This is a genomic window from Duganella sp. FT27W, assembly GCF_009295655.1.
GTDB classification, from domain to species: Bacteria; Pseudomonadota; Gammaproteobacteria; order Burkholderiales; family Burkholderiaceae_D; genus Rugamonas; species Rugamonas zoogloeoides.
This window is the reverse complement of sequence record NZ_WHIV01000004.1, coordinates 146,933-171,895: the sequence shown is the minus strand read 5'-3', so window position 1 is coordinate 171,895 and position 24,963 is coordinate 146,933. Positions and strand designations below refer to the sequence as shown.

At 66.3% G+C, this 24,963-nt stretch carries 15 protein-coding genes; 7 read left to right on the top strand and 8 right to left on the bottom strand.

The genetic code is table 11. The annotated features are described in order from the left end of the window. Nucleotides 1-41: 41 nt before the first annotated feature. Nucleotides 42-569: a hypothetical protein gene (locus F8197_RS17890; RefSeq protein ID WP_227012312.1), complete on the bottom strand. Its 528-nt coding sequence runs from the start codon at nt 567-569 to the stop codon at nt 42-44. Nucleotides 570-738: 169 nt separating this feature from the next. Here F8197_RS17890 and F8197_RS17885 point away from each other — a divergent pair, with 169 nt between their 5' ends. Further along, complete coding sequence (locus F8197_RS17885; protein ID WP_152883045.1) at nt 739-3,222, top strand: S9 family peptidase; 2,484 nt, start codon at nt 739-741, stop codon at nt 3,220-3,222. Here F8197_RS17885 and F8197_RS17880 read toward each other — a convergent pair. Together F8197_RS17880 and F8197_RS17875 are read right to left on the bottom strand one after the other, a co-directional pair. After that, nucleotides 3,219-7,745, bottom strand: a complete 4,527-nt coding sequence (locus F8197_RS17880; protein WP_152883044.1) for a translocation/assembly module TamB domain-containing protein — start codon at nt 7,743-7,745, stop codon at nt 3,219-3,221. The genes F8197_RS17885 and F8197_RS17880 overlap by 4 nt on opposite strands. Then, entirely contained in the window at nt 7,745-9,607 is a 1,863-nt protein-coding gene (locus tag F8197_RS17875; RefSeq protein WP_227012349.1) for an autotransporter assembly complex family protein, read from the bottom strand. Before F8197_RS17875 ends, F8197_RS17880 begins: the two co-directional genes overlap by 1 nt. A gap of 216 nt (nt 9,608-9,823) precedes the next feature. Here F8197_RS17875 and queC point away from each other — a divergent pair, with 216 nt between their 5' ends. Continuing rightward, on the top strand, nt 9,824-10,531 hold the full coding sequence (queC, locus tag F8197_RS17870) for a 7-cyano-7-deazaguanine synthase QueC (protein ID WP_019923322.1): 708 nt from the start codon (nt 9,824-9,826) through the stop codon (nt 10,529-10,531). A 72-nt stretch (nt 10,532-10,603) separates the two neighbouring features. Then, the gene (locus tag F8197_RS17865; RefSeq protein WP_227012311.1) at nt 10,604-13,642 is read left to right on the top strand and encodes a CHASE domain-containing protein; all 3,039 of its coding nucleotides are present in this window, start codon (nt 10,604-10,606) and stop codon (nt 13,640-13,642) included. 6 nt (nt 13,643-13,648) lie between these two features. On the opposite strand, the gene F8197_RS17860 is transcribed toward F8197_RS17865, so the two are convergent. Next, nucleotides 13,649-14,035: a hypothetical protein gene (locus tag F8197_RS17860; RefSeq protein WP_019923320.1), complete on the bottom strand. Its 387-nt coding sequence runs from the start codon at nt 14,033-14,035 to the stop codon at nt 13,649-13,651. Between the two features lie 239 nt (nt 14,036-14,274). Here F8197_RS17860 and F8197_RS17855 point away from each other — a divergent pair, with 239 nt between their 5' ends. Then, nucleotides 14,275-14,520 (top strand): hypothetical protein, encoded by a 246-nt coding sequence (locus F8197_RS17855; protein WP_152883043.1) that lies wholly within the window; start codon nt 14,275-14,277, stop codon nt 14,518-14,520. Nucleotides 14,521-14,527: 7 nt separating this feature from the next. Here F8197_RS17855 and F8197_RS17850 read toward each other — a convergent pair whose 3' ends face one another. After that, a complete protein-coding gene (locus tag F8197_RS17850) occupies nt 14,528-15,616 on the bottom strand; it encodes a porin (RefSeq protein ID WP_152883042.1) in 1,089 nt (362 codons plus the stop codon). A gap of 80 nt (nt 15,617-15,696) precedes the next feature. Between F8197_RS17850 and F8197_RS17845 the strand changes: the two genes are divergently transcribed. From F8197_RS17845 to F8197_RS17835, 3 genes are all read left to right on the top strand, one after another. Continuing rightward, a complete protein-coding gene (locus F8197_RS17845; protein ID WP_056147000.1) occupies nt 15,697-16,203 on the top strand; it encodes a hypothetical protein in 507 nt (168 codons plus the stop codon). Nucleotides 16,204-16,266: 63 nt separating this feature from the next. Beyond that, nucleotides 16,267-17,715: a GAF domain-containing sensor histidine kinase gene (locus F8197_RS17840; RefSeq protein ID WP_152883041.1), complete on the top strand. Its 1,449-nt coding sequence runs from the start codon at nt 16,267-16,269 to the stop codon at nt 17,713-17,715. 71 nt (nt 17,716-17,786) lie between these two features. Continuing rightward, complete coding sequence (locus F8197_RS17835; protein WP_152883040.1) at nt 17,787-19,928, top strand: ATP-binding protein; 2,142 nt, start codon at nt 17,787-17,789, stop codon at nt 19,926-19,928. 3 nt (nt 19,929-19,931) lie between these two features. On the opposite strand, the gene F8197_RS17830 is transcribed toward F8197_RS17835, so the two are convergent. From F8197_RS17830 to F8197_RS17820, 3 genes are all read right to left on the bottom strand, one after another. Continuing rightward, nucleotides 19,932-20,864, bottom strand: a complete 933-nt coding sequence (locus F8197_RS17830) for an S-adenosyl-l-methionine hydroxide adenosyltransferase family protein (RefSeq protein WP_193333470.1) — start codon at nt 20,862-20,864, stop codon at nt 19,932-19,934. Between the two features lie 9 nt (nt 20,865-20,873). Beyond that, nucleotides 20,874-23,369, bottom strand: a complete 2,496-nt coding sequence (locus F8197_RS17825) for a TonB-dependent siderophore receptor (RefSeq protein ID WP_152883039.1) — start codon at nt 23,367-23,369, stop codon at nt 20,874-20,876. A gap of 84 nt (nt 23,370-23,453) precedes the next feature. Further along, nucleotides 23,454-24,959, bottom strand: a complete 1,506-nt coding sequence (locus F8197_RS17820; RefSeq protein ID WP_152883038.1) for an HD domain-containing phosphohydrolase — start codon at nt 24,957-24,959, stop codon at nt 23,454-23,456. Nucleotides 24,960-24,963 lie beyond the last annotated feature (4 nt).

Sequence of the window (24,963 nt, the reverse complement as noted above, 5' to 3'; positions counted from 1 at the left end):
TGGTAAAAGGGGCAAGGAGTCTTCACTCCTTGCCCCTTTTTTTACTTGATATCGAAGATGTTGATCGGCTTCGGTAATGGCGTCTGGCTCTTGTGCCAGCGTACCAGCAGCACGCTGTAGGTCAGATAAAAGCCCGCCAGCAGGCCGAAGACGACGGTGGTGACCGGGCTGCCGAGGAAGTCCGGGTCGAGCGCGATACCGTCGTGCATATGCAGGTACGCCTCGAACAGGCGGTAAATCAGGCGGCTGACGAACAGCATGATGATCAACAGTGGCAGGCGGCGGTCGGGCGTATAGAAAAAGCCTTCCGGCAGGTTGCGCAGGCGCGTCAGGCCGAATTGGCGCCGGCCAAGCCAGGCGCCCAGCGCGGCGCCGGCCACGAGCGCGCCCAGCGCCGGCCATTTGCCGATCGAGAGCACCAGCAGCACCAGCAGCGCGGCGGCCATGATGCCGGCCATCGTGTAGTGCTTCCACAGCTCGGACTGGGTGCGCACCAGCATGGCTTTCAGGCGCGAGTAGATGCGCCACACGGCCACCGGCACCAGCAGCAACAGCACAATAGTAGTCATTTCCATAATCTGCCCACAGCGGTTTTTCGAGAACAGCGATTGTACGCCAGAGTAGTGTGCCCGGCGATTGACATTCACGGGTAGGATAAGCACACTCGACTCGGCACCCTCGACCCGGCAAACTGGAATCGAGCAGCGCCCGCATCGCCGGCCACTGGAAAGGACCTCCATGAAACAACCACGCACCGTGCCGCCCGCAACCCCCGGCCTGATGGCCGCCTCGCCGCAACAGGGCGCGTCCGACACCGGCTACCGCCTGCCGCCCGAACCTTTGCAGGCGATTGTCGATGCGCCACGCGCGCCGGCACTGAGCCTGAGCCCGCGCCGCGACACCGCCGCCGTGGTGCAAACGCCCGCGCTGCCCGGCATCGCCGAAGTGGCGCAACCCGAACTGAAACTGGCCGGCCTGCGCATCAACCCGCGCACGTGTGCCGGTTCGCGCTTTTCGTTCGGCACAGGCCTGTCGCTGCTCGATATCGCCAGCCACGAGGAAAACGCGATTGCCGGCCTGCCGCCGGATCTGCGGCTGTCGGACCTGAGCTGGTCGCCCGACCAGCGCCATCTCGCCTTTACCCACGTGGCGCTCAATGATGGCGTGGGCGGCGTGGGCGAGGACACGGGCGCAGTGGAACTGTGGCTGGTCGATATCGCCGCGCGCCGTGCGCGCAAGCTGTCGCCGCAGCCTCTGTCGGCCGTACTCACGCGCGGCTTCAACTGGCTGCCCGACAGCAGCGGCCTGCTGGTGCACTGGCGCCCGGTCGGCATCGGCAAGCCGCCGCAGGCGAGCGGCGTGCCGGCCGGTCCGATCCTGCAGGACAGCGAAGCCGATGGCGCCGTACGCCAGCTGCGCACCTACCAGGACTTGCTGCGCAACGAGGACGACGCACGCCTGTTCGAGTACTACATCACGGTGCAGATGGTGTTGTTGAGCCTTGATGGCAAGGCGCGTCCGATCGGCGAGCCGGGGCAGTTTTCGCGCACCTCGGTGGCGCCGGGCGGCGAGTATCTACTTACGCAGAGCGTGACGCGCCCATACTCGTATATTGTCACCGCATCGAGCTTTGGCGAACGGGTGGAAGTGCGCGACCTGCACGGCATGCTGCTGCACACGGCGGCCAACCTACCGCTCGAAGAAGGCCTGCCGCCGGGGAACGATGCCGTATCAAGCGGCGTGCGCCACGTGTCATGGCGGGCCGACGCACCGGCGTCGCTGGTCTGGGCCGAAGCGCAGGACGGCGGCGACCCCGCGCGCGACGTACCGGACGGCGTGCGCGACCTGGTGTACCTGCACGCGGCGCCGTTCCATGCACCGCCGCTGGTGCTGGCGCGCCTGTCGATGCGCTACGGCGGCGTGGCCTGGGGCCGCGAAGACGTGGCGCTGGTCAACGAGCGCTGGCACAAAACGCGCCAGTACAGGCAGTGGATGATCGCCCCCGGTCACCTGTCCACTCCACCGGAACTGATTCACTCCGGCTCCTACGAAGACCGCTACAACAGCCCCGGATCGCCGGTGATGCGCGCCGACGCCAGCGGCTTCCCGCGCCTGCTGATCGGCCCCAATACCACCATCCTGCTCGATGGCGCGGGCGCCACGCCCGAAGGCGACCGGCCGTTCCTCGACCGCCTGAGCCTGACCACGCGCGAAAAGACCCGGCTGTTTCAGAGCCAGGCGCCATACTTTGAAAACGTCGCGGCGGTGTTGAACGACGACGGCACGCTGCTGCTCACCACGCGCGAGTCGCCCCTCGAGCGTCCCAATTATTATTTGCGCGATCTGACCAAGCCGGACGATCGCCAACTGCGTGCGCTCACGCACTATCCCCATCCCACGCCGCAGCTGCGCGACATCCACAAGGAGCAGATCCGCTACTCGCGCCACGATGGCGTGGAGCTGACCGCCACCCTGATGCTGCCGCCCGGTTACGACGCCGCGCGCGACGGCCCGCTGCCGCTCTTGATGTGGGCATACCCGCAGGAGTTCAAGTCGGCCGGCGCGGCCAGCCAGACCACCGGTTCGCCGTACCGCTTCAATGCGGTCAGCTACTGGGGCCCGGCGGCGTATCTGGTCATGGGTTACGCGGTGCTGGACAACCCGTCGTTCCCGATCATCGGCAATGGCGAGGAAGAGCCGAACGACACGTACCTGGCGCAGCTGGTGGCCGATGCGCAAGCAGCAGTGGAGGAGGTGGTGCGGCGCGGCGTGGGCGACCGCGAACGGCTGGCCATCGGCGGCCACTCGTACGGCGCTTTCATGACCGGCAATCTGCTGGCCCATACGCGGCTGTTCCGCGCGGGAATAGCCCGTAGCGGCGCGTACAACCGCACCTTGACGCCGTTCGGCTTCCAGTCGGAAGAGCGGCCGTACTGGCAGGCGCCTGCCGTGTACCAGGCCATGTCGCCGTTCAACCACGCGGATCGCATCAAGGATGCGATGCTGCTGATCCACGGAGCGGAAGACAGCAACTCCGGCACGTTCCCGTTGCAGAGCGAACGGATGTTCCAGGCGATCAAGGGATTGGGCGGGACGGCGCGGCTGGTGATGCTGCCGAACGAATCCCACGCCTACCGGGCGCGGGAATCGATCATGCACATGCTGTATGAGACCAATGCGTGGCTGGAGAAGTACGTCAAGAACGCCCAGCCCCGGGGTTAATCGAACGCCCAGCTGTACAACACATCGAGCGCATTATTGGTCCCGGTCTGGAACTGCAGCGAGATGCGCGGATTGAGCTTGTACTTGAGTTTGACCAGGCTGGTCGCCGTGCCCGCACCCTGTTCAAAACTCAGGTAGGCGCGCGACGAAATGCGCTTGCCCACCGTGACCACGGTGTTCTGCAAGCCGGTAGCCGCACCGGCAGCGCTGCCCGATGCCTGTCCCACGCCCAGTTCGTCGAGCCCCAGCGAACTGGCCAGCTTGCCCTGGCCCTTGCCGCCGAACAGCGCGCCGGCGGCGGTGCTCAACAGCGCCATGTCGTTGCCCTCGGTGTTTTCGATGCCGTGGCCCAGCACCAGCCAGGACAGCTTGTCGCTGTCGGGTACCGTCGGCGTGGAGATCAGCTTGGCCGATGGCGCCAGCGCCGTGCCGCGCACTTCCACCCCCGCCTCCACGTTGGTCTCGCTCAAAGGCTCGCCTTCGGGACGGCGGCGCACGGCCACGATGTTCAGGCCCGGATTGTCGTAGGCGCCGGTGAAGTTGATCACGCCACGGTCGATCGCCAGCTTCTGGCCATACGCCGCGTACGTGCCGCCCACCACCCGGATCGAACCATTGACGCGCGGCGGACGGCGGTCGGTGATGCGTACCCGCACCGCGCCAGCCAATTCCGTCTCGATGCCCATGCCCTTCAGTTTGAACGAGTCGCCCAGGTCGGCCTCGACGTCGATATTCAGCGGCAGGCCCTGCGCCGGCTTGGTGGCTGGCGCCGGCGCGCCCTTGCCGAGGACGACCACGTCGTTCGACAGCGTGGGCGCGTTTTCGTCGCCCAGTTCGATATTCGCGCGGTCGGCGCGGAATTTTCCATCGAGCTGGAAGTGTTTGGCGTCGCGTACCAGCGTGCTCTGGCCGCTCAGCACCAGCAGGCGGTCGGGGCGCGACAGCACTTCGAGCTTGTCGGCGGTCAGTTTCAGCTGCATGGTCGCTTCGTTGCCGGCGTAACGGATCCAGCCGTCGGCCTGGGCGCGGCCCTGCTGGCCTTCAAAACTCAGCGTTTGCAGCTGCAACTGGTCGCCGGTCAGGCGCGCCTGCAGCACGCCGTTGCGCAGCTTGATGCCCTGGTCGGGCAGGTTGACCACCAGCTTCTGGCCGTTGATGTCGCCGGTCAGCTGCGGCGCGCCGATGGTGCCGCTGCCTTCCAGTGCCAGCTTGAGGATGCCGTCGATTTCCAGTCCCGGCTGGCCGGCCAGGGGCGCCAGCCACGCCAGCGAACCCATATTGGCGCTGCCGGTTACGGTGAACGGGCTGTCGTTGGCCAGGCGGCCGTCGCGCAGCTGGGCGGTGCCGTCCAGGCGCGCCTGGCCCACGCGGGTGCCATCGACATTGAGCTCCACCCGCAGCGCGCCGTCGTTGACGGTGGCGCGCGCGTCCAGGGTTTTCAGGCCCAGCGGCTGCGACAGGTCGGCGCCGATGATGGTGATGTCGCCCTGTTCGCGGAACACGTGGAACGACCCGGCCAGCACTGGTGCTGCGTTCTTCGCCCCGGCTTGCAGGTTCAGGCCCCAGTCGGCGCCGATGGTCATGTTGCCGCGCACGCTGTCACGCCACGCGTCCGACAACTGGCCCAGGTACCAGACCGGCAACGCCGAAGCCTGGCCCTTGCTGCGCCAGGCGGCGCCGTTCTTTTCCAGGCTGTCGATGCGCACGCTGCCATCGCGGATCTTGATGGTGGTGGTGCCCAGCACGATCTGCTCGGGACGCGCCAGTCCGGCCACGCCGCTGTCCTTGGGCGCGACCAGGCGCAGCGGCGCGGGCGCCACCAGCGCCAGCGCGAAGCGGCCCTTGTTTTGCAGCGCGTCGATGGCGCCGGTCCAGGTGTCGTTGGCCCAGCCGCCTTTTATACGCACGGTGGCGTCGAAGTCGCTGTTGTTGGCGGCCAGCGTGATGGTGTGGGCGCTGCGGGTACCTGCCGTTTGCAGGCGTGCCTTGGCGATCTTGATCGACGGCGATTCGTAGCCGGTAATCTCGATATCGCTGATGAGGGGCACATCCGCCGCTGCTACCGCTGCGCGATTGCCATTGCGCGCCGCCGGCGCGGCGGCCGTGCTGCCCAGGGTGGCGCTGCCACGGATGCTCTCGACCTGCTGCTGGCCCGGCGCGCGCAGCTTGCTGCCGTCCAGGTTCAGCGAAATCGCGGGGCGGGCCGTGGTGCCGGACAGGGTGCCGTTGGCGTGCAGGATGCCGGCAAACTGCGGCCCCAATGCGGCCAGTTGCGGCGCGTCGAGCTTCCAGTCCAGCTTATCCATGGCGCTGCCGAAGCTGCCCTTGGCGACCAGGCTGTTGGCGCCCAGGCGCAGGTCGATGTCGGCGTTGCTGATGTCTTTTGCATTGGCCGACAACTTGGCGTAGCCCGACAATGGGGCGTTCGACAGCGTCGACGGTTGCAAGGTCAGGTTCAGGCCCGCGCGCCAGTCGGCGGACAGGCGCGCGTCCGCCGTAAAGGCGGCGTTGATCGCGCCGGCCTGGGCGGCGCCAAAGGCGGCAGGATTGAGGCGCTGCACGGTGCCGGTCATTTTCAGTTCCGGCGTCTTGGCGGCACCGGCCATGGCCACGTCGCCACTGGCGTGGATCACGCTGTCGTTGGCAGGGCGCTTGGCCGAGGCCAGTCCCAGGCCGCGTGCGTCGGCTTCAAAGCTGGTACGTGGCAGATCCATGGTGCCGGTGACGACGCCGCTGGCGTTGATGGCGCCGATCAGGTCGGGGCTCACGGCCGCCAGCTGGCGCGCATCGACCTTCCAGCGCAGTTGCTCGCCGGGCGCGCCAAAGCTGCCGGTAACGGTGGCGGTGTTCTGGCCCATGGCCAGGCGCGCATCGACGCCGCTGATATGGGTGGGATCGGCATTGAGCTTGCCGGCGCCGGTGAGCGGCTGGCCATACAGCTTGCTGGGCTTGACCTGGAAGTCGGCCGCCACTTTCCATGCGGGGGCGGGTTTGCCCGCGATGTGTCCGGCGGCATTGACGTCGATATTCAGGTCCCCGGCCGGATAGCTTGGGACCAGCGCCGACGGATCGAACTTCTGGGTGCGCATCTTGGCGCTGAACGCCTGCTGATCCTTGAGGCTCAACTGGCCGGTGGCGTTGATGCTGCCATTTTTCGCGACCAGGCGCAACTGCTGCAATTGCAGCAGGGCGTCGGCCAGGGTGGCGTCGGCGTCCAGGCGCAGGCCCTTGTCGGCCAGCCTGGCGTTCAAGGTCTGTTTGGTGGCGGTGCTGGCCAGGACGATGTCGCCGCCGATGGCCGTTTTGTTGGCGGCCGTGTGCAGCAAGGACAGGTCGAGACGGTCGGTGTGCAGCTTGAAGCTGGCCGTGTCGATGCCGCCGTCGATGCCGGTGCGGGCAACGTTGCCGCCGCCGTTGAAGCGGCCGGCGGGACCCAGGTCGAGCAGCACGTTGTCGAGCGTGGACACGGTCAGCGTGCCGCCCAGGCGGCCCCGGAAAACTTCCAGTGGCAACAGGTCCTGGTCGAGCGGACCGGCCTTGCCCTGGTTGATCAGCTCGAACTCGCCGGCCAGCTTCTGGTCGGGCGCAATCGCCGCCTGCACCTTGAGGTTGAATTTGGCCTGCGGCAGGCCGGCGTCAAAGCCGTGCGGATCGACGTCGCGGGCCACCAGGTCGATGGCGCGCAGGATCACCGGATCGAACGGCGCCAGCGCCAGCGATGCGGTGCCGGTGGCGGCGCCCGCATCGCCCTTGGCTTTGAGCTCCAGCAGCGCCAGGCTGCCGCCGGCCTGCAAGGTCAGCGTTGCCGGGGTAGGCGCCTGGCCCACCGGCGTGGCGGCGGTGCCTGGCGCGGCCGGCGTGGCCACCAGCGCCTGCGTGAGCGAGGCCGTGCCCTTGAGCGCGAACGGGCGCGCGCCGGCAATCGTCAGATCGGCCTTGGCCAGGCCGAACGGGGTTCTGGCCGAAGCGTCCTCCAGGTGCCAGCTGGTCTTGTCGCCGTACAGCGCGAAGCGCAGGTTGTCGATGACGGTGGTGCCGGTGTCGCTGGCGATGATCAATTTGTCGAGCCGCGCATCGGACAGGCTCAGACGGAACGGCGACGCCAGCGAAGCGGGCATGGTGGTTGGTTCGTCGGACTTGCCGGTGCTGCGCACGGTGAGCGCAGCCACGTGCAGTTCGCTGATTTGCAGGCCTTCCGAAAAATACTGCAACGGCGACCAGTTGATGTCGATGCTTTGCGCAGTGACGGTGCTGTCCTTGGTTTTATAGACCAGCTGACCGATATGCATGCGGTGGTACAGCGAACCGGTGACGCCCGTGACGGAAATACTGCCGCCGCTGGCGCTGGCTACGCGCTGCACCAGCTGCTGCAAGGTCGATTCGCGGCCCAGCAGCCAGAAGGCGCCGCCCAGCAGCAGCACCAGCACCATCAGCGAGATGAATACGCGGCGCGGCCAGCGGCGCGGCTTCCTGGCGGATTCCGGCGCGCTCTCTTGGGGATCGTGGTTAAGTTGGTCGGACATCAGAAAGTGAATCCCAGCGAGAAGTGCAAACGATATTTTTGAACCGCGTGGCCATATGCCACGTCGACATTGAGCGGACCGACCGGGCTTTTCCAGCGCGCGCCCACGCCGTAGCCGGACTTGGGATGCAGGTCCTTGACCCGGTCGCCGGCGTTACCGGCGTCGTAGAACACGGCCGCGCCCCAGGTGGGCTTGAACCAGTACTGGTATTCGGCGCTGGCGGTGGCCAGGTAGCGCCCGCCGATGGTGGCGTCGCCTTCCTTCACGCCCAGTTCCTGGTACGCGTAACCGCGCACCGACTGGTCGCCGCCGGCGCGGAACAGGAACACGGACGGCACGCCGTTCTTGCTGCCCGAACCGAGCGCGCCGGCTTCGGCGCGCAGGATGATGTTGGAGCTGGCGCCGAACGGCTTGTAGTACACGCCGCGCAGGTAGCCACGGACGAATTTTTCATCGGTGAGCACCGGCAGCACGGCGCCGCCGATCTGGGCGTTGATGGCGTAGCCCTTGGTGGGCAGCAGCAGGTTGTCGAGCCGGCGCCAGGTGACCGCGTACGTGAGCGGCAAGCTTTTGCTGGTGACCTTGGGAATGGCGCCCACCGACTTGGTCTCGGACAGCAGCTCCAGCGTGAAGCTGCGCTCGAGCAGCGGCGTGCCCCAGGCGCGCTTGCCGGCGATGCTCGACACGGCCGTGACTTCGCCGGCGATGTCGCTGCGCTCGTAGGTCAGGCCGATGCTGTGGTTGTAGCCTTCGGGCGTGATCGGGAAGTACAGGTCGGTCTTGGCGGTCTGCTTCTTGGTCTCGAGCGTGAGCGCGCTTTTCATGCGCAGCCCGAACACCTGCAAGTCGTCGTAAGTGACCGAGGCCCGGTTACCCGTATTGGTGCTGATACCGACACCGGCGCTGACATTCTTGCGCTTGTTCTCGGTCACGCGTACCAGCAGCGGCAGCGGCTCCATGGACGCGGCGGTGGTGGCAGGGGCGGCGGTCTCTCCTTCGGCCGTGGCCAGCTGCTGGTCGAGCACTGCGCTCAGGTCCGCGCTCACTTCCACGCTGGCGAAGTAGCCGGTGTCCTGCAGCTTGGACTGGTAGGCCTGCAGGGCGGCTTCGCTGTAGTAGTCGCCGGGCTTGATCGCATTGAGGTTGCGCACCACGGTGTCCGGGTAGCGCTTGAGGCCTTCGATGCGCAGCTCGCCGAAGCGCATCTCGGGGCCGCTGTCGAGCACCACGCGCAGGTTGGCGGTGTGCGCTTCGGGATCCACGGTGGCGCGGCTGTCGGTCAGCTGCGCGCGCGGGTAGCGGGTTTGCACGACCTGGCGCAGGATGGCGCGCTTGGCGCCTTCCCACTCGTCCTGGCGGAACACGGTGCCCTTTTTGAGCGGCCAGCTGGCCTTGAGCGCCTGAGCGTCGAACTGCTTGTCGGCCGGCTGCTCGGGATTGGGGGCAAAGCCTTCGAGTACCAGGTCGGTCTCGCCCACGCGTACCGGTTCGCCCGGCACCACCTTGACATCGACCACCGCCGGCGTGGCGTTGCGGTCGAACGTCACCGACACCTCGGGCGTGTAGTAGCCGCTGGTGGAGACCAGCGTGCGGATTTGCTCGGGCGCGGCGCGCACCAGCCGGAACAGCTGTTCGCGCGTCATGCGCGGGCTGTCGCGGAAGCGTTCCAGGTCGAGGTTGTCTTCCAGTAATTCCTTCAAGTCCCCGGGCGCATCGACGCGCACTGTGTACTTGATGACGACCGGCGCGGCGTTGGCGGCGACAGTGGCCTCGCTGGCAGCCACGGGGGCGGGCGTGGCGACAGGCGCAGTAGCAGGTTCGGAAACCGGCGCCGGCGCGCCGGTTTGGTCCTCCTGGGCCATTGCCAACGAGGGAACCACGGCCGTCACTGCGGTTGTTGCAAGCAGCACGGATACTTTTGTCACAAGATGTGCCAAAATTCGTGGTCTTGCCGATTTATTTGCGGGCGATGCCGGTAACATGAGACTCCATCAGGGGTGGTGCGTTCACCGCATGGTACCGGAATGCCCCGAATCATGGCGTACTAATAATAGTTGATACATCTGGAAAGAAAAGCAATGCTGCCAACCGATTCCGCCCTGGTCCTGTTTAGCGGTGGACAAGATTCCACCACCTGCCTTGCGTGGGCGCTCAAGAATTACGCGCGGGTCGAAACCATCGGTTTCGATTACGGCCAGCGCCATGCCGTCGAACTCACCGTGCGCCCGCAACTGATCGCCAGCCTGCGCGCGCTCAACCCCGCGTGGGACGCCAAGCTGGGCGAAGACCACATGATCGACCTGTCGCTGATCTCGAAGATCTCGCAAACCGCGATGACCCACGATATCGCTATCGAAACCCAGGCCAACGGCCTGCCCAACACCTTTGTCCCGGGCCGCAACCTGCTGTTCATGACGGTGGCTGCCACCGTGGCCTACCGTCGCGGCCTGACGGTGCTCGTCGGCGGCATGTGCGAAACCGATTTTTCCGGCTACCCGGACTGCCGCGACGACACCATGAAGGCGCTGCAAGTGGCGCTCAACCTGGGCATGGACACCCGCACCAAGCTCGAAACCCCGCTCATGTGGCGCGACAAGCGCCAGACCTGGGAACTGGCGCAGGACCTGGGCGGCACGCCGCTGGTGGACCTGATCCGGTCCGGCACCCACACCTGCTACCTGGGCGAGCGCGGCGCGCTGCACGACTGGGGCTATGGCTGCGGCACCTGCCCGGCGTGCGAACTGCGCGCGCGCGGCTACCGCCAGTTCACGGGCGCCGGGAACTAAGTGGATCCGGCCGCGCCAGCGCCATCCCGCCAACGTCGCTTACTGGCGTCGGCACTGGCGCCGGCGCTGGCGTTGGCACAATCGCCACGCATGCTGTCGGCGCTGGTGCTGGCCGTGAGCCTGGGCCTCACCGGCCTGCTGTGGCGCGATGCCCGCAACGATGCCGACCAGGAGCTGCAAGCCGATTTCGAAGTGCGCGTGCGCGAACTGGTCAACCAGCTCGACCAGCGCATGCAAACCTATGTCCAGGTGCTGTACGGCGTGCAGGGGCTGTTCTACAGTTCCGAAGAAGTTACCCGCCGCGAGTTCCGCACGTATCTCGAGGGGCAGGGACTGGCGCGCCATTCGCCCGGCGTGCAGTCGATCGGCTACATGCAGCTGGTGCCCGGCGGCGCCCGCGCGGCGCACGAGGCGGCGGTGCGCCGCGAGCCGGGCGCCAATCCCAGCTACCATATCTACCCGGCCGGCGAACGTGCCTGGTATGCCCCCACCGTGTATAGCGAGCCGCCCAATCCCCTGAGCCTGCGCGCGCTCGGCTTCGACGCCGCCAGCGAGCCGCTGCGCCGAGCCGCGCTCGACCGCGCGCGCGACACCGGGCTGCCGGCCATGACCGGCGCCGTGCGCCTGCTTGACGACCTGGCCGAAGCGCCGCGCTCGGCCTTCCTGATGCTGTTGCCGCTGTACAGCCGCGGCAAGCCGGTAACCACCGTGGCCGAACGGCGCGCGGCGCTCACGGGCTGGGTGTTCGCGCCGTTCCGGGTGGGCGATTTGATGGTTCGCCTGGGCACCCCGCGCACGGCCGGGCTGGCGGTGGAGGTCCACGACGGCGAGAGCGCAACCACCGACAACCTGGTTTACCGCAGCGCTGGCGCCACCGGCGCCGTCAACGCCGCGCCGGTGCGCATGCGGTCGAGCATCCAGCAACTGTCGCTGGGCGGCCACCGCTGGACCCTGCGCATCGCCATGCCGCATGCGGCTCACGTGGCCGCCACCGACCGCATGCGCCTGATCGCGCTGTGCGGCGCCTTGCTCAGCGTGCTGGCCGCCTGCCTGACCTGGGCCCTGGCGCGCGGCCGCGTGCGCGCCCACCAGGCGCTGGCGCGCAGCACCGCGCTGGCGGCGGAACTCAAGGAAGGGCAGGGCGCGCTGCTGGCCATGGCCGACAGCGCCCGGCGCAGCCAGACCATGTTGCGCAGCATTCTCGATTCCACCGTCGATGGCATCCTGGCGGACGATTTCAAGGGCTCGATCCTGAACGCCAACCGGCGCTTCCGCGAACTGTGGAACGTGCCCGAATATTTTGACTGGGACAGCGACGGCGCGGTGCTGATGGCGCACCTGCGCGCCCAGCTCTCGCGCCCCGAGGAGGGCCAGTTCGAGCTCGCCCCCCCGCATTTGCTGCCGCTGGCGCAGCCGGACCAGGATGGCGACTGGCAGTTGCCGGAACAGGCGCTGCTGCGGTTGAAGGACGGCCGCGTGATCGAGCAGCACACGCGCGGTCTGCAACTGGGCCGCGAACCGGCGCGCATCTGGTCGTTCCGCGACGTCACCGAAAGGGTGCACGGCGAACGGCGCGAACAGACCCGCCGCCGCGTGCTGGAGCTGCTGGCCACCGGCGCGCCGCTCAAGACCATCCTCGAGAGCGTGGTGGCCGGGGTGGAGACGGACAACGAGGAATTGCTGTGCAGCGTGCTGCTGCTCGACGAGCAGGGCGAGCACCTGCTGGTGGCGGCCGCACCAGGTTTGCCGCCGTTCTTCAACGCCGCCATCCACGGCACCGCGCTGCACGGCAACGGCGGACCATGCGTAGAAGCCGTGCTGTCCGGGCGCCGGGTGGTGGTGGAAGACCTGCATAACGCGCCGGCATGGATGGAACACCGCGACATCGCACTGCGCGCTGGCATCGCTTCCGGCTGGTCCGATCCGATCTTCGGCGCTGGCGGCGCGGTGATCGGCACCTTCTCGGTGTACCAGCGCGAAGCGCGCCAGCCCAGCATGGCCAATATTGCCCTGATCGAACAGGCCGCGCGGCTGGCCGGCATCGCCATCGAACAGGCGCAGGCGGCGCAGGCCGTGCGCGCCGGCGAGGCTCGCTTCCGCCGCCTGTACGACCACGCGCCGGTGGCGCTGTGGCAGCAGGACTGGTCGGCGCTGCACACCGCGCTGGCCGAGCTCACCGCGTCCGGCATCGACGACATGGGCCGCTACCTCGAAGCCAATCCGAGCCAGGTGGCGCGGCTGGCGGCGCTGGTGCGCATCGTCGATTTGAATGCGGCGGCGCGGCGCCAGGTGGGCGCCGGTCCGCAGGACCTGGCCGCCATCACGCTGGCGCAAAACTTCGAGGCCGCCGCCATGCCGGCGTTTGCCCAGGCGCTGGCGGCGCTGGCGCGCGGCGAGCATTTCTTCGTGTGCGAGGGCAGTTTCCGCCGCCTCGACGGCGTGATGCGCCACAACGAGCTGACCCTGATGATCATGCCGGGCCACACCGATAGCCTGGACTTCGTCATCGTCTCCACCGTGGACACGACCGAGAAGCGCCGCATGCACGACGAGCTGCGCGTGCTGGCCACCACCGACTTCCTCACCGGGCTGGCCAACCGGCGCGAATTCATGCACCGCCTGGCCGACGAGGAGGCGCGGCTGCGGCGCGATATCGGCGCCTGCACGGCGGTGCTGCAACTCGATATTGACCACTTCAAGCGCATCAACGACGAACACGGCCACGCGGCCGGCGACGCGGTGCTGCGCCAGCTCGGCGTGCTGATGCTCGATGAGCAGCGCAAGATCGACATGGTGGGCCGCATGGGCGGCGAGGAATTTGCCATGCTGCTGCCGGGGACCACCTTGCCGGCGGCCGCCGTGTTTGCCGAACGGCTGCGCCAGCGGGTGGCGCTGAGTCCCTTGCAGCTGGGTAGCGGCGTGAGCTTGCACGTCACGGTCAGCATCGGCATTTCGGTCATGGGGGGCAAACTGCCCGGTGGCGACGCGGCCCTGATCCGTGCGGACCAGGCCTTGTACCGCGCCAAGCGCGCAGGGCGCAACCGGGTGGAGCTACAGGACGGTATTGGGTCGGATCGGCCGGGGCTGCAAACCCCCGCCGCTTCCGATTGAAAGGGTTTAAGCGGTTTGCTGGTAGGCGCGGCGCTGGCGACGGGCGCGGGCGGTGAAGATCCAGTAGAGACCCACGGGAATGAGCAGCGGCAGCAGCAGCGGCGACATGGCCGCCAGCACGATCACCGCAGCGAGTACCAGCGCGCTGACCAGCACCATGCCGATACCGGCGCACAGCACGCCCACGAAGACGGCGGCGCAGGTCACGGCCACCGCCGCAATCAGGATGCCGCCGCCGGCCAGCACCAGGCCGAACAGGGCGCCGAGCGGGCCGTCGAATTCATCACCGTCGATATTGATGTGCATGTTATTGCCCAGCACCGAATCCCACAGGGACAGGGCAAGCACGAAGACGATGGCGGCGGCTAACAGTTTTTTGGCGGTGCTGGTCATGGTGGTTCCCCGTTGTTGTGTGTGTTGTTCAGGTGCCGTTTGGCATGGTTGAACTGTACCGGCCAGGTGCTGCGGCAGCCACCGGATTGCGACAAAACGTAGAAATGGCGGGTTGGAACGCAGGCAGGCGGCGACCAGCGGCGCAGCAGGCCGAATTTGCCAGGTTGCCCGATTGTTCCTTGATTTAAAGTTATGCCGTTCTATACTGAATCTCTACCTAGTTGAGGGAGGACCACAACATGGCATGGCTAGTATGGAGCGAGGGGCAAGCTATCCCCGCCGCGTGTCCACACACAACCGGGCGCCAACGCGGCGCCACGCGTTCTTCGGGCGGTGGCCCCAAGGGCCCGCCGTCGGCGCCGCCGGCAATCCCGCCGATTATCATCACGCCGTTCAGCTATCACACGCCGGAACCGGCGATCGATCCGCGCTACAAGCCACCGAAGCCGCCGCTGGTGCAGCGCCGGCCGTGCGTGGTGTGCTGACTATCATTTAGAAGTTGTGGCGCAAGCCCAGCGACACGCCCTTGAGCGTGGCGCCCGGGCTGGCTCCCGCATCGGCGCCCAAACCGTTGATGGCAAAATCCACGCTGGCGTTGCGCTGGTTCTTCAGGTGCGTGTAAAACGCGAACACGGTCGTGCGCTTGCTGAGCAGGTAGTCGTAGCCTGCCGTGTAATGGGTGGCGCCCGTATCGGCCCCCTTGCGCACCTTGCCCACCTGGACGCCATCGGGGGCGCTGCCCTTGCCGTCCCCCGCGCGCGCGATCCCGAACTTGAACGCATGGCGCCCGGCCTGGTGCGTGATTGATACATAGGCTGCGCGGCGCTTGAGCGTGCCGCCCGGTAGCTCGTACTTCAACTGTTCGCCGACGAGCGCCACGCGCGTGGCGCCGGCGGTGTAGGCGGCGCCCAGCTTGGCGCCGGTGTCGCTGCTGCCCGGCCCCTGGTATTCGTGGTGACTCTCGAGCGCGCCGGTGGCGTACCAGCCACCCTGTTCATACACCACCGCACCCGAATTCAGATAGGGCTTGGCGCCGCTGGCCGGGCGCTCTTCGGCAGCCGAACGTGCCACCCGCAATTGCACGCCGTGCCACACGGGCGACCAGTAATGCAGGCTGTTTTGCTGGCGGCGGTCGAACGAGGAGGTGTCGCTGGTATTGTTGACAGTGGCGCCCGCGCCGTTGCCCATGATGCTCATGTACCCGGCCGTGGTCGGATAGAACGGATCGAGGCTGGCAGTGGCGGTGTTGTAGGGCAAGTTCCAGTTCCCCATGAATACGGTGCCGGCCGTGCCTTCCAGGCCCACCCGGGTGTCGCGCGAGGCCAGGCCGCCGGCGCCGGTGTCGAGCGCCAGCGTGCCCTCGATCTGGAAGATGGCCTTCAGGCCGCCACCGAGGTCTTCGGTGCCGCGAAAGCCCAGCACCGAACGGTAATTGCTCATGCGCGTAACGCTGGAGTCGGCGTCCGAGCTGCGCAGCGATTCGAGACCGGTGTTGAGGCGGCCGTACACGGTGACGTTGCTTTGTGCGCAAGCGACGCCAGTGGTGGCGGTGAGGAGGAGGGCGAGGCCAAGTTTATGCATCCGTGGTGACTTTCTATTGTTGTTCCGGTATAAGGCGCTTATTATTTCACCCCCGATGCCAAGACACCCGAGCCTAAAGTATGAGTAACGACTTCCCCGATGTACCGGATACCCCGGACGACGACGCCCCGATCCAGGAGCCGCGCCTGTGGCAGGGCAACGGCTGGACCGCGCGCGTGATCAAGAACGACGATGACGAGGGCTGGGCGGTGGCGATGATCAAGGACGGCGAGCCGGAACCGGCGCTGGTCGGTCCCTGGACCATGGGCCGCGACAAGAAAAATCCCAAGCCGCTCGATGTCAACGCCTTCAATACGCTGGTCAAGACCGCCAACGAAGTGATTCGCCGCCACGAGCAGCAACTGCACGCGCAACTGCACAAGAACGTCTTCGTCAACACCGACGACGGCGGCCAGATCAAGGTCACGCTCGATATCGTGCCCGACGAGGACGACCCGTACGCCATGCTCTCCGCCTTCGACGTGTATGGCGAAGAAATCGCCAAAGTGCGCGTTGTGCCGACTTTCAAGCTCAGTGTGACCAGCGCCACCACATGGATAGAAAACGGGTATCGCAAACCGCAATGATCACTGGCCCTTGCCGGGGCTGACTGATAGTATTTCCTGTGCGTACTAATTACAGGAAATACTATGGAAGACCGTCTCGCCCGTCTTGAAGCCGTCCAGGCCATCTTGCTTGAAATCGGCCGTAAATCGGGCAGTTGCACCGATATCAGCGAATTTTTGCAATCGGTGCACGCGGCGCTGGGACGCATCATGTATGCCGCCAATTTTTTTGTCGCGCTCAGCGACCACGAGGGGCCGGCCAACCACGTGCGCTTCGTGTACTTCGTCGATGAAGTCGATGCGGCGCCGGCCAGGGACGAACTGTTCGAACTGGCGGACGGCGAATCCCCCACCGCCGCCGTGATCGGCAGCGGCCGGCCGATGGTGATGACGGCCGCCGAGCATGTCTCCAAAAGGCTCGACAACGCCGCCTTCGGCATCGGCACCATTGCCGAGCACTGGATGGGTTGCCCGCTGCTGGACCAGGAGCACCAGGCGCTGGGCGCGATGGTGATCCAGAGCTACGACCGCCAGCATACGTTCAGCGGCGAAGACCAGGCCCTGTTCGCGCTGATCGCGGACTTCGTCTCGGCCGCGCTGCGCGGCTTGCAAAGCGTGGACCGGCTCGAGCGCGCGGTGCAGGACCGCACCGCGCTGCTGGCGCACGAGGTGGCCGAACGGCGCCGCGCCGAAGACGACATCCGCCACGCCAACGATGCGCTCGAGGAGCAGAACGCCGCGCTGGAAAACGCCCTGACCTCGCTCAAGGACGCCCAGGGCGAGCTGGTACGGCAGGAAAAACTGGCGTCGCTGGGCCGGCTGGTGGCCGGCGTGGCGCACGAAATCAATACCCCGCTGGGCATCTGCGTGACGGCCACCAGTCACCTGGTGGAAGAACTGAAGCTCACGCGCGCCGACATGGCGGCGGGCATCCTCGACGAAGACGGCTTGAACCAGTTCTTCGACATCGTCGATCAGTCGCTGCGCATCATGACCACCAACACCCAGCGCGCGGCAGCGCTGGTGCGCAGCTTCAAGCAGGTGGCGGTCGATCAATCGTCGGACGACATCCGCAGTTTTAACTTGCGCAAGTACCTCGACGAAGTACTGCTGTCGCTGCAGCCCAAGCTCAAGGGCAAGCCGATCACGATCGACATCGATTGCGACGACAACATCAACATGGCCAGTTTTCCAGGCGCCGTGTCGCAGGTGCTCACCAACATGGTGGTCAACTCGCTGGTCCATGGTTTCGAGGAAGGGCAGCCGGGCCGCATCAAGATCACCGGCAAGGTCGATGGTGATTTCGTCAACTTCGAGTACAGCGACGACGGCGTGGGCATGGACACGTCCACCCTGGGCCAGCTGTTCGACCCGTTCTACACCACCAAGCGCGGCACCGGCGGCAGCGGCCTCGGCGCGCACATCCTGTTCAACCTGGTCACCGGTGCGCTGGGCGGCACCGTCAAGGTTGCCAGCGCCCCCGGCATGGGCCTCCACTACAAGCTGCGGTTCCCCAAGGTCAAACGCAAATAAGAGCGCGGCTGCGTTAGCGCAAAAATGCTATGGTGCGGGTTGTCCACCTTTTCGAGCGTTCTCGTTCCGCCATGCCCACTGCACCTTCCTCCGCTGGTTTCAATCCTGACCTCGGTTTTGCTGCCGGCGGCGGCGAGATGGGGGCGGTGGTGCGCGCGTTCGATTGGGCGGGGACGTCGCTCGGTCCCCTGGCAACCTGGCCGCAGTCGCTGCGCACCGCTGCCGGCATGATGCTGGCCGCGCGTCAACCGATGTACGTGGTCTGGGGGCCGCAGCTGGCGCTGCTCTACAACGACAGTTACCGCGAGGTGCTGGGCGCCAAGGCCGACCATCCGCAGCAGGTGCTGGGGCAACCGTTCAACGTGGTCTGGGCCGAGGTGTGGGACCAGGTAGGGCCCATGCTGGCCGCCACCATGGCCGGTGAATCGCTGTGGTACGAAGACCAGCCGTTTACGCTTACCCGCAACGGCTTTGTCGAACAGATCTACGCCAGTTTTTCCACCAGCCCGATCCGCGACGAGTCGGGCGCGATTGCCGGCGTGCTGTGCGTGTGCAGCGAAACCACCGGCAAGGTGCGCCAGGTCGAGGAGCGCCTGCGCCTGCTCGACGAGATCGGCGAAGCCACGCGCCTGGCCGCCGAACCGGCCACCATCATGGACCACAGCACCCGCCTGCTGGGCCAGTACCTGGGCGTTACACGGGTGGCCTATGCCGACCTCGAACCCGACAACGATCGCTTCACCATCCGCCACGACTGGCGCGTGCCGGGCGCGATCAGCACGGTGGGCGTGTACTCGCTCGACCTGTTCGGCTCGCGCGCCACGTCCAACCTGCGGGTGGGGCGCACGCTCTTGATCAACGACGTGGACCGCGAGCTGGCGCATGGCGACGGTGTCGAAATGTTCAACCAGATCGGCATCCAGGCCATCATCTGCTGCCCGCTGGTCAAGCAGGGCAAGCTGGTGGCGATGATGGCCGTGCACCAGCAGCAACCGCGCACCTGGACCCGTGACGAAGTGGCGCTGGTCGAAGCCGTGGTGGACCGTTGCTGGGCCCACATCGAGCGGGTGCGCTCGACCGAGGCGCTGCGCGAGGCCGACCGCCGCAAGTCCGAATTCCTGGCCACGCTGGCGCACGAGCTGCGCAACCCGCTGGCGCCGATCCGCAATGCGCTCGAGCTGCTGCGCATCGGTGCCGACCGGCCGGGCCTCAAGGAGCGCATGCTGGCCACCATGGAACGCCAGGTCGGCCACATGGTCCATCTGATCGACGACCTGCTCGACATTGCCAGGATCAGCAGCGGCAAGGTGGTGCTGCAAAGCGCGCGCGTCTCGCTGCAGTCGGTGGCTGCCAGCGCGGTGGAAACCAGCCTGCCGCTGGTGGAAGCGGCCGCGCACGAACTGGCGCTCGACCTGCCGCGCGAGCCGGTCTGGCTCGACGGCGACGCCGTGCGCCTGAGCCAGGTGCTGAGCAACCTGCTCACCAACGCCGCCAAGTACACGCCGCAGCCGGGCCGCATCAACGTCACGGCCACCATCATCGACGGCATGGCGGTGATCGCAGTGACGGACACCGGCATCGGCATCGCGCCCGAGGCGTTGGAAAAGGTGTTCGAGATGTTCGCCCAGGCGCCGCACAGCATCGGCATTTCCAAGGGCGGCCTGGGCATCGGCCTGTGCCTGGTACGCCACCTGGTCACGCTGCACGGCGGCAGCGTGACAGCGGCCAGCCCCGGCCCCGGCCTGGGCAGCACGTTTACCGTCCGCCTGCCGCTGGCGGCGCCGGTGGCCGGACAGTCGCAGGACGACAAGCACCCGGCGCACACCGTGCCCGCGCATCCGGCGCTGCGGGTGCTGGTTGCCGACGACAACGTCGATGCCGCCGATACCCTCGGCGACCTGCTCGAGGCGATGGGCTGCCAGGTACTGGTGACCTACGATGGCGAACAGGCGGTGAACGCGGCCACGGCGTTCAATCCCGACCTGGTGTTCCTCGATATCGGCATGCCGCGCCTGGACGGCTATGGCGCGGCCCGCGCGCTGCGGGCGCTGCCGGCATTGGCAGGCGTAAAACTGGTGGCGCTGACCGGCTGGGGTGCGCAAGACGACCGCGCCCGCACCGGGGCGGCGGGGTTCGACCACCACTTGCTCAAGCCGGCTTCGCCGGACCAGGTGGCGGTTGTGCTGGCCAGTGCCACGCCAGCCAGCCGTTAATGCTTACTTGCTTACCTTTGTGATTTCCACTTCCCAATCGACGCCCGAGTCGATCTTGTGCTTGGCCGCATAATTGCCCTGGCTGATCGCCACCGCCACGTCCAGCAAGCTGTTCAGATAAACCAGCGGCTTGCCCTTTTCCACACCGCCAAACGTGTGCTCGAACGGCGCCACCACCTTGTTGATCAGCTTGCCCTTGTGCAGGATGCGCACCTGCACCTTGTCGTGCAGGCCGATGTTCAGCTCGTCGAACAGCGACTTCGGAATATTGGTCCAGACGTTGCCGTACTTGACGTCCAGCACCGGGATGATGCCCTTGATGACGTCGCCGCTGCGAATGGCCTTCTGGTAAGGAATCTTCACCACCGACTCGCTCGGCAGCACCGGGCCCACCTGCTCGAAGGTGATCGCGCCCGAGGCCAGGCGCGCACCCACGTACGCATACACGTCGCGGCCGTGGAACGTGTACGACTCGCTTGATCCGGCCAGGCGGTTGACCTTTTCATCGATCTCGCGCAATTCGGCCACGCCGTCACGCTCGGCGATCAGGGTGAACAGGCCGTTGTCGGGGCCGACGAAATAACGGCCCTCGCGGGTCTTGAGCACCACCGATTTGCGCTGCGTGCCCACGCCCGGATCGATCACGTTGACGAACACGCTGCCGGTCGGCCAGTAGTTGGCGGTCTGGTACAGGCGGTAGGCGCCGAGCCAGATGTCGTAGTCGGGAATATTGTGGGTCAGGTCCGAGACCGACAGGTTCGGATCGACGCCGAAGGCCACGCCGCGCATGGCCGAGACGGCGCCGTCGGACGTGCCGAAGTCGGTCATCAGCACCAGTGCGTGCTTGTTTGCGGGTGCATCGGCAGCGTGGGACAGGGCCGGGCCGGCCAGCGCCGCCGCCAGGCACAAGGAGATCAACAGTTTGGACGGTTTCATGGGTTCTTTCTAGAAGGTGTAGCGTACGCGGCCATAAAAATATGCGCCGTTCAGCCCGATCGGATTGATGAAATTGTACGGCAGCGCGCCGCCATAGCTGGCGTTATTGGTCTGGCGCACGCGGTCCGGGTAGCGGTCGAAGATGTTGTTGCCGCCGGCCGAGACGGTCAGCTGCCTGGTCAGCTTGTATTGCGCTTCGAGGTCCACCGACCACACGGCGCCGAAGCGCTGGGCGTGCACGCCGTCGATCAGCTCGGCCTCGTCGTCATACGAAAAATCCTTCAGCGCGCCGAAGCGGGTGGCACGCGCCTGCAAGCCCCATTGCGCCGCCTGCCAGTCGGCGCTCAGCACCAGCTTGGTCTTGGGCGAGGCGTTGCGGATGCGGAACAGGTTGTTCTCGGTCAGCAGCGTCAGGTCGGAGTCGATTTGCGCCAGCGCGGCCGAGCTCTGATGCACGTTGTCGATGCGCGTCTTGTTCAGGTTGAGCGCAGCGTTCAGGTCCAGCTTGCCGCCTGCGAACGGCAGGTCGTGGTTGACCACCAGGTCGAGGCCAGTGGTGGTGGTGTCGAGCAGGTTGGCCAGGTAGGCCACCGACTGGATGTCCGTGCGGCCGATGGATGCCAGATAGGCGGTGGCGGCATCGCTTTGCAGGTCGCTGGTGCGGGTGATGCGGTCGCGCAATTTAATCCGGTAGGCGTCCACCGTGACGCTGGTATTGCGCTGCGGTTTCCAGGCGGCGCCCAGCGACAGGTTGGTCGATTTTTCGGGTTTCAGGTTCTGTGCGCCGAACGCGCGCGCCAGGCTGTCGGACGCCGGCAGCAGCGACGCCGTCTGCAGGCCGGTGCCGTCGCTGTTGAAGTTCAGCGTGGAAAAGCGGAAGCCCGTCTGCACCAGCGCCGGCGCGCGGAAGCTGTTCGACAGCGAGCCGCGCAACAGGAAATCGTCGGTCACCTTGTAGCGCGCCGACAGCTTGCCGGTGCTGGCGTTGCCGAAGTCGCTGTAGTCGGAATAGCGCGCCGCCGCGCCCAGCAGCAGGCGCGCCGTCAGCTCGCTCTCGACATCGAGATACACCGAGCGCACCGAGCGGCGGCCATCGAACGTATCCTGCGGCCGCAGTCCGGGGCCCGCCTGCGCACCCGGCGGCGCATCGGGTACTGTGCCGGCCGCCGCAGTTCCAGCTGAATATGAAGCAGGGTCGCCGGGCGAACTGGTATAGGTCTCGCGCATGTATTCGGCGCCCAGCGCCAGGTTGACCGTCGCGCCGATGCCGAGATCGAGCTCGCGCGTGACATCGGCATTGACGGCATCCTGGTCGAAGTCGAACGTGGACAGGTGGAAGCTGGTCGGGCTGGCCGCACCCAGCGACGCGTTGGCCGAATTGGCGAGATCGTAGCGGAACTTGTTGCCGCCGTGGCGCGCGCTGACGTCCCAGTTCCAGGCGCCTTGGGTGATGCGCAGGCCGGCCACCACGCTGACATCGGTGGCATTGCCCCGGGTGGTCGGGCGGTAGCCGTTCGGGTACAGCGCCGGCACATTGGACGGATCGCCCGGATAACGGAAGTAGGCGCTGCCGTCCGACTTGCGCTTGTTGACGGTGGCGAACGAGTACGCATCGACGCCGTCGGCAACCGGCACCAGCGTGTTGTAGAACGCGTAGTGGTTGCGCTGCTGCGAGTCGCCAGATTTGAACACGACCTTGCCGTCGAGCGCCAGGTCGGCTGGCGTGGAATTCCACGAGGTCCAGCCGGCATCGCTGGCGCCGGCGCGGTTGGTCGGGTTGCGGTCGCGGCTTTCCAGGCCGAAGCGGAAATAGCCGACGTCGCCAACCGGCACGCCGTAGTCGGCGTTGACGATGGTGGTCTGGCCGTCGGTCTTGCGGTCGTCGGTCGGTTTGAAGTCGGTGTGGTTGGCGCCATAGCTGACCGAAGCCGAGCCGCCGGTGCGCGCCTTTTTCAGCACGATGTTGATCACGCCGGCCACGGCGTCGCTGCCGTACTGGGCGCCGGCGCCGTCGCGCAGGATTTCGATGTGGTCGATGGCGCCCGGGGGTATCGCATTGACATCGACCGGCACGATGCCGGCAAAGCTGCTTTCGGTGTCGAGCACGGCGCTGGCGTGGCGGCGCTTGCCGTTGATGAGCACCAGCACCTGGTCGGGCGCCAGGCCGCGCAGCTGGATGCCGCGCACCGAGTCGGCCGCGCCGCTCGATTCGATGCGCGGGAAGTTAATCGACGGCGACAGGTTTTGCAGGGCGGCGCCGAGGTCGCCGCCAGCCAGCGCATTGTCCACCTCGCGCGCACCGAAACGGTCGATCGGCACGGCGGAATCGAACACGGTGCGGTTGCGCGCGCGCGAACCGACCACGGTGACCTGGTCGATGGCGGCAACGCCGGCTTCAGTGTCGGCGGCGGATTGTGCCTGCGCGGCAGGCAGCGCGGCCAGCAGCAGGGCGCAGGCCAGCACGCTGCGGCGCAGCGGAAAATTCGGGAGGGCGTGGTGGGACATGGTGACTTCCTTGCATGATCTGAACCACAATCTTACTTGCAAGGAATTGTGTCACCAACAACCGATTGTCTATAAGCTTAGAGTTTAATCGGGGAAGCGTTCGTTAATTGCCAGTGCCTGATCCATGTTGGCCACCAGCAGATCGACATAATGCGGATCCAGGTGATGGCCGGCCACGTCGCGCAGGTGTTGCACTACTTGCGCCACCGGCCAGGCATCCTTGTAGCAGCGCTTGTGCATCAGCGCGTCGAACACGTCGGCCACGGCGACGATGCGCGCGTACAGGTGGATGTTCTCGCCCTTGAGGCCTTGCGGGTAGCCGCTGCCGTCGTATTTTTCGTGGTGCTGGTGGGCGATCACGGCGGCCGCTTTGAGGATCGGCCGCTGCGAACCGTCCAGGATCGACAGGCCGATGGTCGGGTGCTGCTTCATGATTTCCCACTCGGCCGGATCGAGCTTGCCCGGTTTGAGCAGCACCGAGTCCGGCGTGGCGATCTTGCCGATGTCGTGCATCGGCGCGGCGTGGCGCAGCACGGCTGTTTCGTCGTCGGGCAGGCCGGCGGCGGTGGCCAGCAGGTGGCATACCTCGGCCATGCGGCGCACGTGGTTGCCGGCCTCGTGCGAGCGCGATTCCACCACGTCGCCCAGGCGCAGGATCAGCTCGGCCTGGGTGTCGGTGATTTCCTGGGTCAGCAAGATATTGTCGAAGGCGATCGCCACGCCGGAACAGAACACTTCCAGGAGCTTGGTGTCGATCTCGGAAATTTCGTCCACGCCCTTGAGGATCAAGAGCGACGCCTTGCCACTGCTGTTGGGGAAGTAGCCGATATAGGTATCGCCTTCCACCCGCGAGATCTTGTTGCTTTTGGCAACGTCGATCTGGGCCAGCACTGCCGGACTGAGCAGGGTGCCGTCCTCGTCGCCGATCCGGGCCAGGATTTCGTAATCGTTGACGTCGCCGATGGCGGTGGCTGCGCGCAGGCGCAGCAGCATGCTGTGCTCGAGCCGCAGCAAGGCCACCACCTGCTGCAGCAGGCCGTTGGCGAAATCTTTGAGATTGCGTTGCTGGAAAATATGGGCCGAGGCGGCAATCACGCGCTCGAGGCCTTCGCGGTAGTTCAGCTGCTGCACGCGCGCTTCTTCCACTTTCATGATGTCGCGGTAGGCGCGCAGTGCGGCAAACGTCGTGGTAAACAGTTTAGTCCGATCGAGCTCGGTCTTTTCCTTGTAGTCGTTGATGTCATAGTTGACGATCACGCGCTCCTCGGGGGCCTGGCCCGGCTGGCCGGTGCGCAGCACGATGCGGGTAAACTGGTTGTCCAGGTCTTCGCGCATCCAGCGCGCCACTTCCAGGCCGCTGTCCTCTTTCTCCATTACCACGTCCAGGAACACCAGCGCGATATCGGTCTCGCGCGTCAGCACTTCCTTGGCTTCGGCGCCGCTGTACGCATGCAAAAATGTCAGCGCGCGGCCATCGAGGCGGAAACGGGTCAGGGTCAGCTTGGTAATGTCGTGGATGTCGGGCTCATCATCGACCAACAAGACTTTCCATGGTGCTAACTTTGGCGATGCAGAGGACAAAAAAGACATGGGC

Excerpts from the sequence above, each read along its gene's own strand:
- F8197_RS17825 (WP_152883039.1), bottom strand. The coding sequence starts at position 23,369 with ATGTCCCACCACGCCCTCCCGAATTTTCCGCTGCGCCGCAGCGTGCTG.
- F8197_RS17845 (WP_056147000.1), top strand. The coding sequence starts at position 15,697 with ATGAGTAACGACTTCCCCGATGTACCGGATACCCCGGACGACGACGCC.
- F8197_RS17885 (WP_152883045.1), top strand. The coding sequence starts at position 739 with ATGAAACAACCACGCACCGTGCCGCCCGCAACCCCCGGCCTGATGGCC.
- F8197_RS17820 (WP_152883038.1), bottom strand. The coding sequence starts at position 24,959 with ATGTCTTTTTTGTCCTCTGCATCGCCAAAGTTAGCACCATGGAAAGTC.
- queC (WP_019923322.1), top strand. The coding sequence starts at position 9,824 with ATGCTGCCAACCGATTCCGCCCTGGTCCTGTTTAGCGGTGGACAAGAT.
- F8197_RS17890 (WP_227012312.1), bottom strand. The coding sequence starts at position 569 with ATGACTACTATTGTGCTGTTGCTGCTGGTGCCGGTGGCCGTGTGGCGC.
- F8197_RS17855 (WP_152883043.1), top strand. The coding sequence starts at position 14,275 with ATGGCATGGCTAGTATGGAGCGAGGGGCAAGCTATCCCCGCCGCGTGT.
- F8197_RS17850 (WP_152883042.1), bottom strand. The coding sequence starts at position 15,616 with ATGCATAAACTTGGCCTCGCCCTCCTCCTCACCGCCACCACTGGCGTC.
- F8197_RS17840 (WP_152883041.1), top strand. The coding sequence starts at position 16,267 with ATGGAAGACCGTCTCGCCCGTCTTGAAGCCGTCCAGGCCATCTTGCTT.
- F8197_RS17880 (WP_152883044.1), bottom strand. The coding sequence starts at position 7,745 with ATGTCCGACCAACTTAACCACGATCCCCAAGAGAGCGCGCCGGAATCC.
- F8197_RS17860 (WP_019923320.1), bottom strand. The coding sequence starts at position 14,035 with ATGACCAGCACCGCCAAAAAACTGTTAGCCGCCGCCATCGTCTTCGTG.
- F8197_RS17835 (WP_152883040.1), top strand. The coding sequence starts at position 17,787 with ATGCCCACTGCACCTTCCTCCGCTGGTTTCAATCCTGACCTCGGTTTT.
- F8197_RS17875 (WP_227012349.1), bottom strand. The coding sequence starts at position 9,607 with ATGGCCCAGGAGGACCAAACCGGCGCGCCGGCGCCGGTTTCCGAACCT.
- F8197_RS17830 (WP_193333470.1), bottom strand. The coding sequence starts at position 20,864 with ATGAAACCGTCCAAACTGTTGATCTCCTTGTGCCTGGCGGCGGCGCTG.